The sequence below is a fragment of the Photorhabdus stackebrandtii genome (genome assembly GCF_011189495.1).
Taxonomy (GTDB): domain Bacteria; phylum Pseudomonadota; class Gammaproteobacteria; order Enterobacterales; family Enterobacteriaceae; genus Photorhabdus; species Photorhabdus khanii.
In genome coordinates this window covers 23,511-41,132 of sequence record NZ_PUJV01000032.1, presented here as the reverse complement: position 1 = coordinate 41,132, position 17,622 = coordinate 23,511, and the positions used below count along the sequence as shown (strand labels likewise).

The 17,622-nt window shown below is 42.0% G+C and carries 16 protein-coding genes and 1 other annotated feature; of the genes, 5 read left to right on the top strand and 11 right to left on the bottom strand.

Annotation, left to right across the window (positions count from 1 at the left end; translation table 11 throughout):
• Positions 1-494: 494 nt before the first annotated feature.
• The 3 genes from clpB to rluD form a co-directional block, all read right to left on the bottom strand.
• On the bottom strand, positions 495-3,068 hold the full coding sequence (gene clpB / locus C5470_RS18855; protein WP_166291238.1) for an ATP-dependent chaperone ClpB: 2,574 nt from the start codon (positions 3,066-3,068) through the stop codon (positions 495-497).
• 134 nt (positions 3,069-3,202) lie between these two features.
• Complete coding sequence (gene yfiH / locus C5470_RS18850) at positions 3,203-3,934, bottom strand: purine nucleoside phosphorylase YfiH (protein WP_166291236.1); 732 nt, start codon at positions 3,932-3,934, stop codon at positions 3,203-3,205.
• A complete protein-coding gene (gene rluD / locus C5470_RS18845) occupies positions 3,935-4,912 on the bottom strand; it encodes a 23S rRNA pseudouridine(1911/1915/1917) synthase RluD (RefSeq protein WP_166291234.1) in 978 nt (325 codons plus the stop codon). It lies immediately after the preceding gene.
• A gap of 138 nt (positions 4,913-5,050) precedes the next feature.
• Between rluD and bamD the strand changes: the two genes are divergently transcribed.
• The 3 genes from bamD to pheA all read left to right on the top strand — a co-directional run bounded on the left by bamD (position 5,051) and on the right by pheA (position 7,848).
• Positions 5,051-5,782, top strand: coding sequence for an outer membrane protein assembly factor BamD (gene bamD, locus C5470_RS18840; protein ID WP_036850313.1), 732 nt, complete (start codon positions 5,051-5,053; stop codon positions 5,780-5,782).
• 288 nt (positions 5,783-6,070) lie between these two features.
• Complete coding sequence (gene raiA, locus C5470_RS18835) at positions 6,071-6,409, top strand: ribosome-associated translation inhibitor RaiA (protein ID WP_036850311.1); 339 nt, start codon at positions 6,071-6,073, stop codon at positions 6,407-6,409.
• Between the two features lie 108 nt (positions 6,410-6,517).
• Positions 6,518-6,636: a sequence feature (Phe leader region), on the top strand.
• Between the two features lie 54 nt (positions 6,637-6,690).
• Positions 6,691-7,848 carry a bifunctional chorismate mutase/prephenate dehydratase gene (pheA, locus tag C5470_RS18830; RefSeq protein WP_166291233.1) on the top strand — a complete coding sequence of 386 codons (1,158 nt, stop codon included), beginning with the start codon at positions 6,691-6,693 and terminating at the stop codon, positions 7,846-7,848.
• Between the two features lie 40 nt (positions 7,849-7,888).
• Here the strand turns inward: pheA and tyrA are convergent, their stop codons facing one another.
• The 8 genes from tyrA to ffh all read right to left on the bottom strand — a co-directional run bounded on the left by tyrA (position 7,889) and on the right by ffh (position 15,297).
• Positions 7,889-9,010 (bottom strand): bifunctional chorismate mutase/prephenate dehydrogenase, encoded by a 1,122-nt coding sequence (tyrA, locus tag C5470_RS18825; RefSeq protein WP_166291231.1) that lies wholly within the window; start codon positions 9,008-9,010, stop codon positions 7,889-7,891.
• 5 nt (positions 9,011-9,015) lie between these two features.
• Positions 9,016-10,110, bottom strand: coding sequence for a 3-deoxy-7-phosphoheptulonate synthase (locus tag C5470_RS18820; protein WP_166291229.1), 1,095 nt, complete (start codon positions 10,108-10,110; stop codon positions 9,016-9,018).
• A 671-nt stretch (positions 10,111-10,781) separates the two neighbouring features.
• The gene (locus C5470_RS18815; RefSeq protein WP_166291227.1) at positions 10,782-11,585 is read right to left on the bottom strand and encodes an alpha/beta fold hydrolase; all 804 of its coding nucleotides are present in this window, start codon (positions 11,583-11,585) and stop codon (positions 10,782-10,784) included.
• Positions 11,586-11,774: 189 nt separating this feature from the next.
• Complete coding sequence (gene rplS, locus C5470_RS18810) at positions 11,775-12,128, bottom strand: 50S ribosomal protein L19 (protein WP_021325982.1); 354 nt, start codon at positions 12,126-12,128, stop codon at positions 11,775-11,777.
• Positions 12,129-12,191: 63 nt separating this feature from the next.
• Positions 12,192-12,944, bottom strand: a complete 753-nt coding sequence (gene trmD / locus C5470_RS18805) for a tRNA (guanosine(37)-N1)-methyltransferase TrmD (RefSeq protein ID WP_166291225.1) — start codon at positions 12,942-12,944, stop codon at positions 12,192-12,194.
• 39 nt (positions 12,945-12,983) lie between these two features.
• Complete coding sequence (gene rimM, locus C5470_RS18800; protein ID WP_166291223.1) at positions 12,984-13,532, bottom strand: ribosome maturation factor RimM; 549 nt, start codon at positions 13,530-13,532, stop codon at positions 12,984-12,986.
• A gap of 18 nt (positions 13,533-13,550) precedes the next feature.
• Positions 13,551-13,799, bottom strand: coding sequence for a 30S ribosomal protein S16 (gene rpsP, locus C5470_RS18795; RefSeq protein WP_036850135.1), 249 nt, complete (start codon positions 13,797-13,799; stop codon positions 13,551-13,553).
• A 136-nt stretch (positions 13,800-13,935) separates the two neighbouring features.
• The gene (gene ffh, locus C5470_RS18790; protein WP_166291221.1) at positions 13,936-15,297 is read right to left on the bottom strand and encodes a signal recognition particle protein; all 1,362 of its coding nucleotides are present in this window, start codon (positions 15,295-15,297) and stop codon (positions 13,936-13,938) included.
• A 183-nt stretch (positions 15,298-15,480) separates the two neighbouring features.
• On the opposite strand from ffh, the gene C5470_RS18785 reads away from it, so the two are divergent.
• Complete coding sequence (locus tag C5470_RS18785; protein ID WP_166291243.1) at positions 15,481-16,272, top strand: cytochrome C assembly family protein; 792 nt, start codon at positions 15,481-15,483, stop codon at positions 16,270-16,272.
• Between the two features lie 45 nt (positions 16,273-16,317).
• Complete coding sequence (locus tag C5470_RS18780) at positions 16,318-17,610, top strand: HlyC/CorC family transporter (RefSeq protein WP_166291219.1); 1,293 nt, start codon at positions 16,318-16,320, stop codon at positions 17,608-17,610.
• Positions 17,611-17,622 lie beyond the last annotated feature (12 nt).

The window sequence follows — 17,622 nt, the reverse complement described above, 5'->3', positions numbered from 1 at the left end:
CATGTGTTAGGCCTGCCGCCAGCGTTCAATCTGAGCCATGATCAAACTCTTCTATTAAAAGCTTGATGCTCAAAGAATTTTACTGTTCATTCGTCATGAATCAACTGTTGTTCACTCTTCAAGACTTAGTGTATTTTTTTTGTGATACGGTCTTGTGAGTGCCCACACAGATTGTCTGATTAATTGTTAAAGAGCAGGCTGAACTAAAAAATAACATTCTGGTTCAGCCGGGCTGCGTATACTACGCTTTTCGCCCGCAGAGTCAAGCGCTTATTCACTTTTCCCTGCCTGGCCTCACAATGTTTATCAGCGTTGTGTCGGTCAGTGGTGGCGCATTATAGGGGGTTCTTCGGCGCTGGCAAGTGTTTAATTACAAAAACAATCCGACCGCTCACAAATCAAGCGAAAACAGTGCTGAATTGCGACTCCTTGCACAAAATGGCAAAAAAAGAGGCAGTTTCCTACCTCTTTATTATCTTCAGTTAAGTATAAAGTTATTGTTTTGCCACTATATGGCTATTTTCCACATCCAGAGTAACTGGTTTTCCTGGTAATAGCTGACCGGAAAGTATCTTTTGAGCTAATGGGTTTTCGATTTCCTGCTGGATAGCTCGTTTCAATGGTCGTGCGCCATACACAGGATCGAACCCAGCTTCTCCTAGCATTTCCAACGCTTGCTGAGTAATAGTAACCTGATAGCCACGCTCTTCCAGACGCTTGTACAAACGTTGCAATTGAATATCTGCAATTGCTGACAAATGCCGACGTCCTAATGGATGGAACACAACAACTTCATCAATACGGTTAATAAACTCCGGTCTGAAATGATGGTTAACAGTTTCCATCACCATATCTTTCATTTCGCCATAATTTAGGCTACCAAAACGCTCTTGAATCATGTCCGAACCCAGGTTAGAAGTCATGATCACAACCGTGTTACGGAAATCGACAGTACGACCTTGCCCATCAGTCAACCGACCATCATCCAATACCTGCAACAAAATGTTAAAAACATCCGGGTGCGCTTTTTCCACCTCATCAAGCAAAATGACAGAGTAAGGTCGACGACGAACAGCCTCTGTCAGATAGCCGCCTTCTTCGTAACCGACATATCCTGGAGGTGCCCCCACCAACCGTGATATTGCATGCTTTTCCATAAACTCAGACATGTCGATACGCACCATGGCATCATCGCTGTCAAACAGGAAATTAGCCAAAGCTTTGCATAACTCAGTTTTACCCACTCCGGTTGGGCCAAGGAACAAGAATGAACCAATCGGCCGGTTTGGGTCAGATAATCCAGCCCGATTACGGCGAATCGCATTGGATACCGCATCTACCGCTTCATCCTGACCAATAACACGTTTGTGCAATTCTTGGTCCATGCGCAGCAGCTTATCTTTTTCACTCTCAAGCATTCTGGAAACCGGAATACCCGTCCAACGAGCAAGAATTTCAGCAATTTCCGCATCAGTAACTTTGTTACGTAGCAGTTTCATTGGCTTACCTTCAGCTTGTGTGGCTGCGGCAAGCTGCTTCTCCAATCCAGGTATTTTCCCATACTGAATTTCAGACATCTTCGCTAAATCACCACTACGGCGTGCTTGTTCCAGACTGATACGGGCATTTTCCAGTTCTGCTTTTATATTCTGAGTACCAGTAAGTTCAGCTTTCTCAGCTTTCCATTCTTCTTCCAGTTCAGAATATTCCCGTTCTTTTTCAATCAGCTCTTCATTAAGCATTTCAAGCCGTTTTTTACTCGCATCATCAGATTCTTTTCTCAGTGCCTGCTGTTCCAGCTTTAATTGAATAACCCGACGTTCCAGACGGTCCAGCGTTTCAGGTTTTGAGTCCATTTGCATACGTAGACTGGCACCAGCTTCATCAATCAGGTCGATAGCTTTGTCCGGCAACATACGATCTGAGATATAACGATGAGATAATGTTGCTGCCGCGACAATCGCAGGGTCTGTAATCTGTACATGGTGATGTAGTTCATAACGCTCTTTCAGGCCACGCAAAATAGCGATGGTATCTTCCACTGAAGGTTCTGCAACGTAGACTTTTTGGAAACGACGCTCCAGTGCAGCATCTTTTTCAATATATTGGCGATATTCGTCCAATGTAGTTGCACCTACACAGTGAAGTTCACCGCGGGCCAGAGCAGGTTTCAGCATGTTACCGGCATCCATTGCCCCCTCAGCTTTACCTGCACCAACCATAGTGTGTAATTCGTCAATAAACAGAATAATACTGCCTTCCTGTTTAGAAAGATCATTCAGCACACCTTTCAATCGCTCTTCAAATTCACCACGATATTTAGCTCCTGCTAACAGTGCCCCCATATCTAGAGAAAGAACCCGCTTATTTTTCAGTCCTTCAGGAACTTCTCCATTAATAATTCGTTGAGCAAGCCCTTCGACAATAGCAGTTTTACCAACCCCAGGTTCACCAATCAAGACAGGGTTATTTTTGGTACGGCGTTGCAATACCTGAATAGTGCGACGAATTTCTTCATCACGGCCAATCACCGGATCAAGTTTGCCTTGTTCAGCACGTTCAGTCAGATCAATGGTATATTTTTTAAGAGCTTGGCGTTGATCTTCCGCGCCTTGGTCATTAATTTTTTCACCACCACGCATTTGTTCTATTGCCTTAATGATTTTTTCTTTTGTTGCTCCGACAGTTTTCAATATGTCGCTCAATGTGCCACGCTCTTCCAGCGCTGCCAGAACAAATAATTCTGAGGAAATAAAATTATCCCCCGCTTTTTGTGCTAGTTTGTCGCACAGATTTAAATGACGAATTAAGTCATTAGATGGTTGCACATCACCACCAACACCCTGTACTCGTGGCAAACGTTCTAAAACCTGCTCAAGCTGGTTGCTGAAACGGCCTGCATCAATTCCAACTAACATTAATAACGGACGAACAGAACCACCTTCTTGTTTTAACAGTGAGCTCATCAAGTGAATTGGTTCGATGAATTGATTATCATGCCCCAGCGCAAAGGACTGGGCATCAGCGAGAGCAAGCTGGAATTTATTAGTAAGACGATCCAGACGCATAACACCTCCAATACTGATTTCAGAATTTTGCTACTGGAGATTAAATGAGGCCATTCCTCAAATATTCAAGGTGATTCTGAAAAGCAAATTGTGAGGTATTCTCTTATGCGCCAGTGGATCGCCCTATGGGTAGGTTATATCAGCCAGATTAAAGTTGCCATACGTCCAGTGATTCCATCACGACGATAAGAGAAAAATTTCTCTTTATTACTGACAGTACACTCAATCCCGCCAAAAATCGCTTTTACACCAACAGATTGCAATTTTAATTTTGCCAGCAAATATATATCTGCTAAATATTTTTCACCAAAAGGCATAAAAGCTTTACTTAGATCAGAATTCTGTGCAATGAACGCTTCCATAACTTCACTGCCAACTTCAAATTCTTTCGCGCCAATTGCCGGCCCCAACCAAGCTTGAATCTGATCAGGTTCAGTTTTAAATTGAGCAATCGTATTCTCTAACACTCCAGCGCATAGACCACGCCAACCAGAATGAGCGGCTGCAACCTCATCACCAGCAGAGCTGCAAAACAGTACAGGCAAGCAATCTGCTGTCATCACAGCACAAACCTGCCCGGGAATGTTGGTGTAAACAGCATCAGCTTTATTATCTTCCACTGGCTGACCATTAAGCCTTACAACACGAGTGCCATGGACCTGTTCTAACCAGGCCGGCTGTTGAGGCAATTCTGCCACTTTAGCCAGAATATGCCTGTTTTGTTCAACAACATCAGGCTCATCGCCAACATGCTTACCAAGGTTCAGACTATCATAAGGCGACAAACTGATTCCTCCCAAACGGGTGGAACTACAGGCTTTTACTGTCGTCGGTTGTGGCCAGGCTGGAAAAATAAGCGACGTCATTTACCAATCCATTTCGTCTTTAAACGCTTCTGCATCAGCTTTTAATGCATTAATCAGAATAACCATATCTTTAGGTAAGTTAGCATGCCATTCCATTTCAATTCCGGTAATCGGATGATAAAGACGTAGCATTGTGGCGTGCAATGCCTGACGATCAAAGTTGCGCATCACATCGCGGAATTCATAGGAAGCGCCTTTCAAAGGACGAGGACGACCACCATACAGAGGATCTCCCACCAATGAGTGACTAATATAGGCCATGTGGACACGTATCTGATGCGTTCTACCCGTTTCCAGCCGCAAACGCAAACGAGTATGTGCCCTGAAATGCTCCATCACCCGATAGCGGGTAATTGCAGGTTTTCCCATCGGATGTACTGCCATATGTGTGCGTTTTGTCGGATGACGCGAAATAGGCTCTTCAATTATTCCACCAGCAGTCATACGACCTGTTGCTACAGCTTCATACTCACGGGTAATTTCGCGTAGTTGGAGTGATTCCACCAAACGAGTTTGAGCAGGAACAGTTTTAGCAATGACCATAAGCCCTGTCGTATCTTTATCAAGGCGGTGAACAATGCCCGCCCGTGGAACATCGGCTATTTCAGGGTAACGATATAACAGAGCATTTAATACCGTACCGTCTGAATTTCCCGCACCGGGGTGAACAACCAAACCACGTGGCTTATTTATTACCAGAATGTCATCATCTTCATAGACAATATCTAACGAAATATTCTGAGGCTCCCAACGTGCATCTTCCTCAATGATGGCATCAATTGAGATTTCTTCACCGCCCAGCACTTTTTCTTTTGGCTTATTGATTAATTTGCCATTAACCTGAACTCTATCATCCAAGATCCAATCTTTTATGCGTGATCTTGAATAATCAGGGAACAATTCGGCCAAAGCCTGATCTAAACGTTGACCGAGCTGAGAATCGGCGACTGTTGTATTAAGTCGTATTTGTTGTGCCATATATTATTTCTACACTTACGTTGAGTTTTGACGGCAGAGCCGTTTAATTTAATATAGTGTGCTATTGTAACTCGATCTTTTGCCGGGAGCTTCATGGATAGTCTCCCAGAAAAACACTCAGAGGATAATCAACACGTGATGATACGCATAAAACATCTGGTGGCAGCAGCCACATTGAGCCTGGTACTTGCCGGGTGCTCTGGTAGTAAAAATGCTGTCCCAGACAGCCCACCTTCGGAGATTTACTCCGAGGGTCAAGAAAAACTGCAAAACGGTAACTATAAAGCTGCGATCTCGCAATTGGAAACCCTCGATAACCGCTATCCATTTGGCCCTTATTCACAACAAGTACAACTCGATCTGATTTATGCTTATTATAAATCCTCTGACTTGGCAATGGCATTAGCCTCCATTGACCGTTTCATGCGCCTAAACCCAACTCACCCCAACATTGATTATGTTCTGTATATGCGCGGATTAACCTCACAAACATTGGATAACAGCGCACTGCAAAGTTTCTTCGGCATTGACCGCTCAGATCGTGATCCTGAACATGCCAGGGCATCATTCAGGGATTTTAGCCAATTAGTACGTTATCATCCTAACAGCCTCTATGCTGCCGATGCCAGTAAGCGTTTAGTGTTTATTAAAGAGCGCCTGGCGAAATATGAACTTTCTGTTGTGGAATATTATAACAAACGTGGCGCTTATGTCGCGGTGGTAAATCGAGCGGAACAAATGCTACGAGATTATCCTGATACACCGTCAACCCTGAAGGCACTGCTTTATATGGAAAAGGCTTATGCACGTTTGGGCTTAACAGCTCAGGCAGATAAAGTAGCAAAACTCATTGCTGCTAATCCAGTATAAAAAAACAGACAAAATAAAACAGCAGTTCCAGCTGCTGTTTTATTTTTTACTTATAAAACACAAAAAAGGACTGTTTATCAAGAGGGTTAATAAAGACTCAACTTATCAATAATGTCTCATAAGCTTTAATCCCGCAATAGATATTCTTCACATTCTTATCGCTAATCACAATTACTTCAACTACTTGCCACATATCTGATTAAAAGTGATTTAGATCACTTTTTTCATGAAAAAGAAATGTATGCTGAAATTATTGAAGGTGGATAATCAATAATGAGAGGTAACTATATGATAGTGAATATTACCAGCAAACAAATGGAGATTACCCCGGCAATTCGCAACCACGTAGAAAACCGTCTGAGTAAACTGAATAAATGGCAAGTAAACCTGATAAATCCTCATATTATTCTATCAAAAGGCCCTCAATTTTTTATGGCTGATGCAACTATAAGTATACCAAATGGTACTCTGGTTGCAGGTGCAAAACATGAAGATATGTATGCTGCCATCAATGAATTATTAGCAAAACTGGAACGTCAGTTGAATAAAGTACAGCACAAAGGAGAAGCTCGCCGTACTTATAACAGTGTTAAAGAATTAAATCTTGACCTAGAAACACAACAATAAAATAACTATGGTTTTCTCTAACGCGTTCGATTTGGGCGCGTTTTTTTATTGACAGAAACAACAACATAAGGTTAATTAGGGTATATTGTTTATGCAAACTATGAATATGATGAATACAAACCTGTTTTTCTTCTCCTTCTTTTTTACCTTCCCCTAAGGAGGCTTTCGTCCTTGAAGAAAGAACCAGAAGACGAACAGCAAGCCTCCCAATTGGGAGGCTTTTTTCTGTCCAATACAAACATATTATTGTCAGAATATGAATAACCAATTAGGAACTCATTATGGATCAAAACAATTTGCTGAGAATACGGAAAAAAGTCAGCGAACTTGATTTAAAGTTACTGATTTTACTGGCAGAACGACGCCAATTAGCCTCTGATATTGCACAAACTAAATTACAGAATAATCGTCCCATCAGAGACAAAGATCGTGAACGGGAACTATTAGATGTTCTAATTAAAAAAGGAAAAAGCCACGGGCTTGATGGCTTCTATATCACCCGTCTGTTTCAAACGATCATCGAAGATTCTGTACTCACTCAGCAAGCATTATTACAGCAACACCTCAATCAAACCCCCTACGATTCAGCTCGTATTGCGTTCCTTGGTCCTCGTGGTTCCTATTCCCATATCGCAGCCCGCCAATATGCAGCACGTCATTTTGATCAATTGGTTGAATGCAGTTGCCATAAGTTCCAGGATATCTTCCCCCTGGTTGAAACAGGACAGGCTGATTACGGAATATTGCCGATTGAAAACACCAGTTCTGGCTCTATCAATGATGTTTACGACTTATTACAACATACCAGTTTGTCAATTGTAGGAGAAATAACGATTCCCATTAACCATTGCCTGCTGGTTGCAAGCAATACAGAACTATCACAGATAAAAACGGTTTACAGCCACCCTCAACCATTCCAACAATGCAGTCAATATATTAATCAATTCCCGCATTGGAAAATTAAATATTGCGAAAGCACCGCCGCAGCTATGCAAAAAGTCGCTGAACAGAACTCACCAGAAATTGCAGCTTTAGGCAGTGAAGCCGGTGGTGCGCTTTATCAGTTACAAGTCCTGGAACAAAATCTGGCAAATCAATCACATAATATTACCCGTTTTATTATCGTTGCCCGTCAGCCTATCGAGGTTTCAGAACAGGTACCATCCAAAACGACATTTATTATGGCTACTGGGCAACAAGCGGGAGCGTTAGTAGATGCACTTATGGTACTAAAAGAACATAATATCATTATAAGCAAACTGGAATCTCGGCCGATTAGCGGAAATCCGTGGGAAGAGATGTTTTATATTGATGTCCAGGCTAATATTCGTTCAATCAATATGCAACATGTCCTGAAAACATTAGCGGAAATTACTCACTCATTAAAAGTATTGGGGTGTTATCCAACAGAAAGTATAGTTCCTGTCAGTCCATCCTGATTAAAAAGAACCGGATATTTCGATATCCGGTTCTTTTTAATTATTGACGACTATCATTCGCTTGTTGAAGCAATACTCTGCTCTCTTTCATAAAGTGAAACGCATAATCACCAAACCATTCACTAACATCTTTAAAACTACTGATAAATGCCTGTTTATCCTGGCCTTCCAGTAACTCAAGCGCTTGCCCAAAACTTTGGTGATAACGACGTATAAGATTAATATTCTCTGGTGATGACATAATAATATCAGCGTAAAGCTGAGGATCTTGCGCAAACAATCGCCCCACCATAATCAGTTCCAGGCGGTAAATTGGTGAGGATATTGATAACAATTGTTGTAAATCAGTACCTTCCTGTGCAAGATGTTGCCCATAAGCGAACGTTGTGAAGTGGCGTAACGCCTGGATAAAACTCATATTTTTATCATGCTGTTCAGCATCCATCTGATGCAGGCAAGCCCCCCAAATCAGCAGCTGTTCCAAAAACCACTGATAAGCTTCCTCTTGGCGTCCATCACAGTAAACAACAACCTGTTTTGCCAAGCTGCCCACATCCGGCCCAAACATAGGATGTAGCCCCAGCACTGGACCGTTGTGCACATCAAGCATAGCTTGTAATGGTTTCTGTTTGATAGATGCCAAATCCACCAAAATACAACGGTCAGGTAATGGTGGTAAACGGCGAATAACCTCTTCTGTCAGATGAATAGGTACACTGATAATGACCATACCCGCACCAGTCAGAATCTGCTCTGCGTCAGACCAATCTTGTGATTCCAGATTTTTGACCTCATAACCAGACAAAGTTAACAAGCGACCAAACAGTTTCCCCATTTTACCCAAGCCACCAACAATGACTATTGACCCCAATTGAGGGCAAAGAGTTTTAAATCCTTTGTCATTCTCACTGGTATAAGACTCCCGCATAATGCGACGCAGAATATCTTCAATTAAATCCGGTGGAACACCAAAATCTTCAGCCTCCTGCCGACGTGAAGCAAGCATCGCAGTTTCTCTGTCAGGCGCATAAATTGGCAACCCATTCTGGCTTTTTACCTCACCGACCTCTGCAACTAATTCCAGTCGCTTTGCCAGTAAATCCAACAAAGCCTTATCCACTTCATCAATCTTGTCCCGCAATTGAGATAATTCAGCCACCATACTTATTACCCTGCTTTTTTCAATATCGTAATTCTTTGCGACAATTGCGAACTGATTTGCTGATGCAATTTTCTCAGAACCGCTTCTGTGGTCTGCCAACTAATACAAGCGTCAGTCACTGATACTCCATATTTCATTTCACTACGAGGTTGATCAGAAGATTGGTTACCTTCATTAATATGGCTCTCCAACATAATCCCAGTGATAGATTGGTTACCCGAAATAATCTGTTCTGCTACAGAATCTACAACCTCGCTTTGGCGACGAAAATCTTTATTAGAGTTACCATGGCTGCAATCAATCATCAAGGAAGGCAATAATCCGGACTTCATCATCTGCTGTTCACATTCCATTACATGTTCAGCACTGTAATTAGGTGTCTTGCCTCCACGTAAAATAATGTGTCCATTCGGATTCCCTTGTGTTTGTAACAAACATACCTGCCCTGACTGATTTATTCCCATAAAACGATGAGGCATAGCGGCTGCACGCATCGCATTAATTGCTGTACTTAGGCTACCATCAGTCCCATTTTTGAAACCAACCGGCATAGACAAACCTGAAGCCATTTCCCGGTGCGTCTGAGATTCTGTCGTTCTTGCGCCGATTGCAGACCAACTAAACAAATCGCCTAAGTACTGTGGGCTATTCGGATCTAAAGCCTCTGTTGCAAGAGGTAATCCCATTTTAACCAAGCTAAGTAGTAAACGACGAGCAATATGCAAGCCAGCTTCCACATCAAATGAACCATCCATGAATGGATCGTTAATAAGACCTTTCCAACCCACTGTTGTACGAGGTTTTTCAAAATAGACACGCATTACAATGTACAGACTGTCACTTAATTCAGAAGAAAGTACGGCCAAACGATGAGCATAATCCAAAGCTGCATCCACATCATGAATAGAGCAAGGACCACACACGACCAGCAAACGGGGATCACGACGCTGAATAATGTCAGCAATTATTTTACGTGCATTTGCAATAGCATGCAGATCATTACCACTGAGTGAATATTGTTGTTTTAATTCTTCCGGAGTTATAAGAATTTGTTCACCACTGATGTGAACGTTATTAAGTGCATCTTTTTGTATGAACATTTCAGTTATCTCCTCAAATTATCATTATGTGTTAATTTATTTTTATGTTTTTTATGTATTTGACCAATAACATATCACGCATCGTAAAGAATACAATCCAAATGTGTAAATAAAATATAAATAGTGTAAATTTTTATTTACAAAAACAAAGACTTAATCCAAATTACAAATATACCCAGATAGTTATTAATAATATTAAAATTATCCCAAATAAAAACACATTAGGAATAATTATCATATTCAAATAAAAATTAATATCAAAACACAATAATTAATATTTTATTATTATTGACTTTGTATATTTATCTTTAAAACCATCAAGTAAAAACAAAATATTCATCTCGTTTTTATTATTGAAAATAAATAACATTAACAATCATATTTTATATTTAAGTTAGATTATCTCAATTTATTTATATGAAATTAATGAATCATACCAATAAAATATTAAGGTATGTCAAATTCACTCTTTTCCATTAATTAAGAAAATTTATGATAATACTACAGCCAGCGATATATAGTTATATGCTTATTACTAGCAGACGTTATGAAGGGAACCTGTGTCACCAGTTCTTATATATGGGTTATATCCTGAAGAAAATATTTATGCAGATCTTTACTAAACTCAATATTAAGGGCCGGAAAATCCGGCCTTTTCATTAAAAGAATCGCTACAGAGCTTGCTGCAAAAAAGCGACCAATTCCTGATTAACTTTATGGGGTTGCTCCAATGTGGAAATATGCCCGGCATCCTGAATAACAACATAATCACAGCGAAGTATTTCAGCCATCAAGTAACCTTCTAAGGGCGGACGAGGAATATCTTGTTCACCAGTGATAACAAGAGCTGGAATATCTAATTTTTCCAACAAATGAGTCCTATCTTCACGCCCAAAAATCATTCGCCCTAACGGAACAATGCTATTACATAATACTTCCGCAGGAATTGTTACCAAACGCTGAGTTAACTCATCAACCAAATTTTGCGCGGGTTGCTGACTGAAAAAGATTGGCACTATCTGTTGCAAGAGAGATTGCGGAATAGCGCCAGCCTGCTCTATCACATCCAACATAGCAAAGTATTTTTTATGAGTAATCTCAGGTTCTAACCCCACAAAGGTATCCATCAGAACTAATGCTTTAACTCTGTTCGGTACCATCGCGGCTAATTCAGTCCCCCACATACCGCCAGCCGATAAACCAATTACAGCAAATTCTTTAATTCCAAGTTGATCCATCAACGCCAGGTAATCTCTCGCCAAATCGGCCAACGTTTTATGTTGCTCTGGTAATTCCGCCGAATTCCCGTGTCCCCACAAATCGGGAGCGATCACTCTGTATTTTTTACTTAAAACTTCGATTTGTGGTGCCCACATATCAGAGTTAAACAAATAACTATGCCCCAGTAATAACGGGAAACCTTCTCCTTCATCTCGGTAAGCCATTGTTTTATTATGTAGTTGAATAGTTTTCAAAATAAATCCTTATTTTAGTTAGTCATGCATGAAATCATTTTAAAATACTCAAGATAATTTTCTTTAAGATTATTACTGTCAGATAATAAGATATTGCCGAGTGATTCATTGATGAATTAAAAATACAAAAAAAGAGGCCAGCAATTACTGGCCTCTTCAACGATAACTTTCGGATGTAACGAAAGCGTATTATTTGCTGTTCAAACGCTCTTTAATACGAGCAGCTTTACCAGAACGCTCACGCAGATAGTACAATTTAGCTCTACGAACAGCACCACGACGTTTAACGCTAATGCTGTCTACGACTGGGGAGTGAGTTTGGAATACACGCTCAACACCTTCGCCGTTAGAAATCTTGCGAACAGTGAATGCAGAGTGCAGACCGCGGTTACGAATAGCGATAACCACGCCCTCGAATGCCTGCAGACGTTTCTTAGAACCTTCTACGACCCATACCTTAACTTCCACGGTGTCACCCGGACGGAATGAAGGTACGTCTTGCTTCATCTGCTCTTGTTCAAGTTGTTTAATAATGTTGCTCATAATAATTCTCTTACCCTAGGTAAACTGATATATCAAAGACATTCCCTTTGGGATATGTCTGGATTAATTCGTTGCTTCAACCAGATGTTCCCGCTGGAACTCTGCCAGCAATATCCTTTGCTCGTCAGTCAGAGCTAGGTTTTCCAGAAGTTCAGGTCTTCTAAGCCAGGTCCGGCCAAGCGATTGTTTCATACGCCAACGATTAATTTCAGCATGATTCCCCGATAACAGAACGGATGGAACTTCCATGCCATCTAGTACCTCCGGGCGGGTATAGTGCGGACAATCCAGCAATCCATCAGCAAAAGAGTCTTCTTCAGCCGATGCCTGATGCCCCAGAACTCCCGGAATGAACCGGGAAACAGAGTCAATCATGGTCATTGCAGGAATTTCACCACCACTGAGCACGTAATCACCGATAGACCATTCTTCGTCAATCTCAGTTTGAATAACTCGCTCATCTATCCCTTCATAGCGGCCACAAATCAAAATCAGTTTCTCATTTGTTGCCAGCTCACAAACTCCTTGTTGATTGAGTTTGCGCCCCTGAGGTGAAAGATAAATCACCTTTGCATCTTCGCCTGCCGCAGTTTTTGCTGCATGAATAGCTTCCCGTAAAGGCTGAACCATCATCAACATGCCTGGACCACCGCCGTAAGGTCGATCGTCAACAGTACGATGCCGGTCGTAGGTAAAATCCCGTGGATTCCAGCATTCAATACTTAACAGGCCATTCTTTACTGCCCGGCCAGTTACCCCATAATCGGTTATTGCGCGGAACATTTCAGGAAACAGGCTAATAACCCCAATCCACATTACAGCGTCCCACTCATTTAAACCGTTTATAACCGGAGTTTAAAAACCAGGATCCCAATCTACGTCAATAGTTTTAGTAGCGAGATCGACTTTCTTGATAACCTGCCCATCAAGAAACGGAATCAGCCGTTCCTTGACACCGAATGCATCTTTCAGGCTTGCTTTAACTACCATTACATCATTAGAACCGGTTTCCATCATGTCACTGACAGTACCCAGGCTATAACCTGTTGTGCTTACTACCTGGCAACCCATCAGGTCTTTCCAGTAGTAATCACCCGCATCCAGTTCCGGTAGTTGCGCTGAATCTACGGTAATTTCGCAATTAATCAGTAAATTCGCAGCATCCCGATCATCAATACCTTTAATTTTGACGATCATATCCTGATTGTGGTGTTTCCAGGCTTCCAGTTCGATGTGTTGCCACTGACCTGCCCGTTGGATAAACCACGGTTGATACTCAAAAATGTCTTCGGCATGTTCGGTGGAAGAAAAAACTCTGAGCCAACCACGAATACCATAAGTTGAACCCAGTTTCCCCAATACGATTGGACTCACAGGAAGTTCAAGGCTGGTTTGCTTGCTCATAGTTACCACCGCGACAGATTAAGCTGCTTTTTTAGCGTCTTTGATCAGTGAAGAAACACGATCAGACACAGTTGCACCCAGACCCACCCAATGTTCAATGCGGTCCAGATCTAAACGCAGAGCTTCTGCTTTCCCTGTTGCAATAGGGTTGAAGAAGCCAACGCGCTCAATAAAGCGACCATCACGCGGGTTGCGGCTATCGGTCACTACGACTTGATAAAACGGACGCTTTTTTGCGCCGCCACGAGCTAAACGAATTGTTACCATAACATCCTCATTAGTTAACAAAACAACCAGACTCCATCGAGGAATGAAGTCCGGCTGTCAGATAAAAAGCCCGAAAAGTTTACTCACTTTGGCGCAAAAAGCAATCCAAAGTCGATATTCTTCGAGACTTTATCAATTAACGGCCCATAAATCCGGGTGGCATCATGCCTTTCATGCCACGCATCATTTTCGCCAGACCGCCTTTCTTCATTTTCTTCATCATGCGCTGCATTTCGTCGAATTGTTTAAGCAAGCGGTTAACATCCTGAACCTGAGTACCGGAACCACCGGCAATGCGGCGTTTACGGGACCCTTTGATAATTTCCGGTTTTTCCCGCTCTTTACGCGTCATGGAGTTTATAATAGCTTCCATTTTCACCAGCACTTTATCATCCATCTGGGATTTTACTGCATCAGGCACCTGAGACATTCCCGGCATTTTGCTTAACATGCTCGCCATACCGCCCATATTGCGCATTTGTTTAAGCTGGTCAAGAAAGTCATTTAAATCGAAGCCGTCACCTTTTTTTAGCTTAGAAGCCAGCTTTTCCGCTTGGGTACGATCAACTTTGCTTTCAATCTCTTCAATCAGAGAGAGAACATCACCCATCCCAAGAATTCGAGAGGCAATACGATCCGGGTGGAAAGGTTCCAGTGCATCAGTTTTTTCACCAACACCCAGGAATTTAATTGGTTTACCGGTGATATGGCGAATAGACAGAGCAGCGCCGCCACGAGCATCACCATCGACTTTAGTCAACACCACACCCGTCAGTGGCAATGCTTCATTAAAAGCTTTTGCTGTATTCGCGGCATCCTGGCCCGTCATAGCATCAACAACAAACAGGGTTTCCACTGGATTAATGGCTTCATGAACCTGTTTGATCTCATCCATCATAGCTTCGTCAACATGAAGACGACCAGCAGTATCCACCAACAGCGCATCATAGAATTTCAACTTGGCATGTTGTACAGCTTTAGTCACGATATCGACCGGTTTTTCCTGAGCATCGGAAGGGTAGAAATCAATACCGACTGTCTGCGCCAACGTTTCAAGCTGTTTGATCGCAGCCGGACGATAGACGTCAGCAGAGACCACCAAAACTTTTTTCTTTTGTTTTCCTTTCAGAAAATTACCCAATTTAGCAACGCTGGTCGTTTTACCTGCACCTTGCAAACCAGCCATCAATACAACAGCCGGAGGCTGAGTAGAGAGATTCAGTTCACTGTTAACTTCTCCCATTGCCTTAACCAGTTCATTCTGAACAATTTTGACAAATTCCTGTCCGGGGGTAAGGCTTTTGTTAACTTCGTGACCTACCGCGCTCTCTTTAACGCACGAAATAAAGTCACGCACTACAGGCAATGCGACATCAGCCTCAAGTAAAGCCATGCGAACTTCGCGCAGTGTCTCTTTAATATTGTCTTCAGTCAGTCGCCCACGGCCACTGATATTGCGCAATGTGCGCGATAGTCTGTCAGTTAAATTATCAAACATTGTCTCTGCTCAATTTTTAAAAATGGGCTACCTGTAAGCGTATTCTAAAAATTATAACACGATGATAAAGGGATCTCTGCACAGAGATTCGCACGGATGATTAACAACGGTTGGAGGCTACCCTTGCTGGCGCTATACTTAAGCTTTAATTCACCGAAAATTATCGCTAAAACGACTAACGCTATGCCAGTATTCTCTATAATTGCTTTATTCGCTTATTTACTCAGCCTGGTACTGATTATTCCCGGCTTACTGCGGAAACCAAATGGATACCGCAGACTGGCATTGCTTTCAGCGATTGTCGCTTTAATTTGTCATGCAATTGCGCTTAAATACAAGATCTTTCACGTCAGCAGTGGGCAGAATCTCACACTCTTGAATCTGGGTTCTATTGTCAGCTTACTTATCTGTATCATAATGACAATTGTCGCTTCCCACGGCCGTGCCTGGTTCCTACTGCCCATTGTCTATAGTTTTGCCATGATAAATCTGGCATTAGCCAGCCTTATGCCCGGTGAATTCATTACTCATCTGGAAGCCAGCCTTGAATTATCTATTCATATCGGCTTGGCCCTGCTTGGCTATGCGACTTTGCTTATCGCTGCACTGTATGCTTTACAACTTGGGTGGCTGGATCATCAGCTTAAAAATAAAAAACTGACTTTTACTCCGGATATGCCCCCACTAATGTTCATCGAACGCAAAATGTTTCATATCACTCAGGTTGGCGTAATATTACTGACTCTGACACTCTGCACCGGCATCCTCTATATGGATAATATTTTCAGTAAGGAGAATATCCATAAAGCAGTTCTGTCTATCATCGCGTGGTTTGTCTACATTGTTTTACTATGGGGCCACTACCATGATGGATGGCGTGGCAAACGAGTTATTTGGTTTAATCTGATTGGTGCATTTACCCTGACACTTGCCTATTTTGGCAATCGATTATTGCAAGAAATCATGATTTATTAAAAACATGATGTCCAATCAGCATCAATATTTGGAAGGAATTTTGTTTTGGAGCATGTCTCAACAAGCACATTAATTATCATTTTAATCATTATGCTTCTCGTTTCAGCGTACTTCTCCGCTTCTGAGACAGGTATGATGACACTGAACCGCTACCGCTTACGTCATCTGGCAAAGCAAGGAAGCCATTCTGCACGCAGAGTTGAACTATTGCTTCGTCATCCTGACCGGCTTATAAGCCTGATTCTTATCGGCAACAATTTGGTTAATATTCTAGCCTCTGCACTCGCTACCATCATTGGTATGCGCCTTTATGGTGATGTCGGGGTCGCTATCGCAACAGGTGTTCTGACCTTTATCGTGCTGATATTTTCTGAAGTTATGCCGAAGACTATAGCCGCTCTCTATCCTGAAAGAATCGCTTTTCCGAGCAGTTTCCTGCTGTGCCCATTACAAAAAATCATGATGCCGTTAGTTTGGCTGCTAAATAAAATTACCTTATTGTTAATGCGTTGCCTCGGTATCAAACACCCTACCAACCACAATGATGCAATTAGTAAAGATGAACTACGCACTATTGTGAATGAATCAGATGCCAAGCTATCACGGCAAAATCAGGATATGCTGATTTCAATTTTAGACCTGGAAAAAGTCACCATCGGCGACATTATGGTTCCCCGTAATGAAATTGTTGGTATTGATATTAATGATGACTGGAAATCCATCATACGTCAGTTAACTCATTCACCTCATGGCCGGATCGTGCTTTATCGTGATTCACTTGATGATGCCATTGGTATGCTCCGTGTACGTGAAGCTTACCGACTGATGACGGAAAAAAAAGAATTCACCAAAAGAAACCTGATTAAAGCAGCGGATAAAATTTACTATATCCCGATCAGCGCCCCACTTAATGTTCAACTGGTAAACTTCCAACGCAATAAGGAAAAAGCCGGACTTATCGTTGATGAATACGGTGATATTCAAGGGCTGGTAGCTGTTGAAGATATTCTTGAAGAGATCGTCGGTGATTTTACAACATCAATGTCTCCATCTCTGGCTGAAGAAGTTTCACCTCAAAGCGACGGTACTATTTTAGTTGACGGGACAGCCAACATCCGTGAATTAAATAAAGCTTTTAACTGGGCATTACCTGTTGAGGGACCACGAACAGTTAATGGTATGGTGCTTGAAGAGTTAGGAGAAATACCTGCACTGAATGTACAAGTGCAAATTGGCAAATATAATTTTGAAGTGCTTTCTGTGAACGATAATGTCATTAAACAAGTTCGAGTCACGCCCATCAACCAACTTGCTGGACAAAAAGCACAAACAGCTTAAATGACCGCTTAA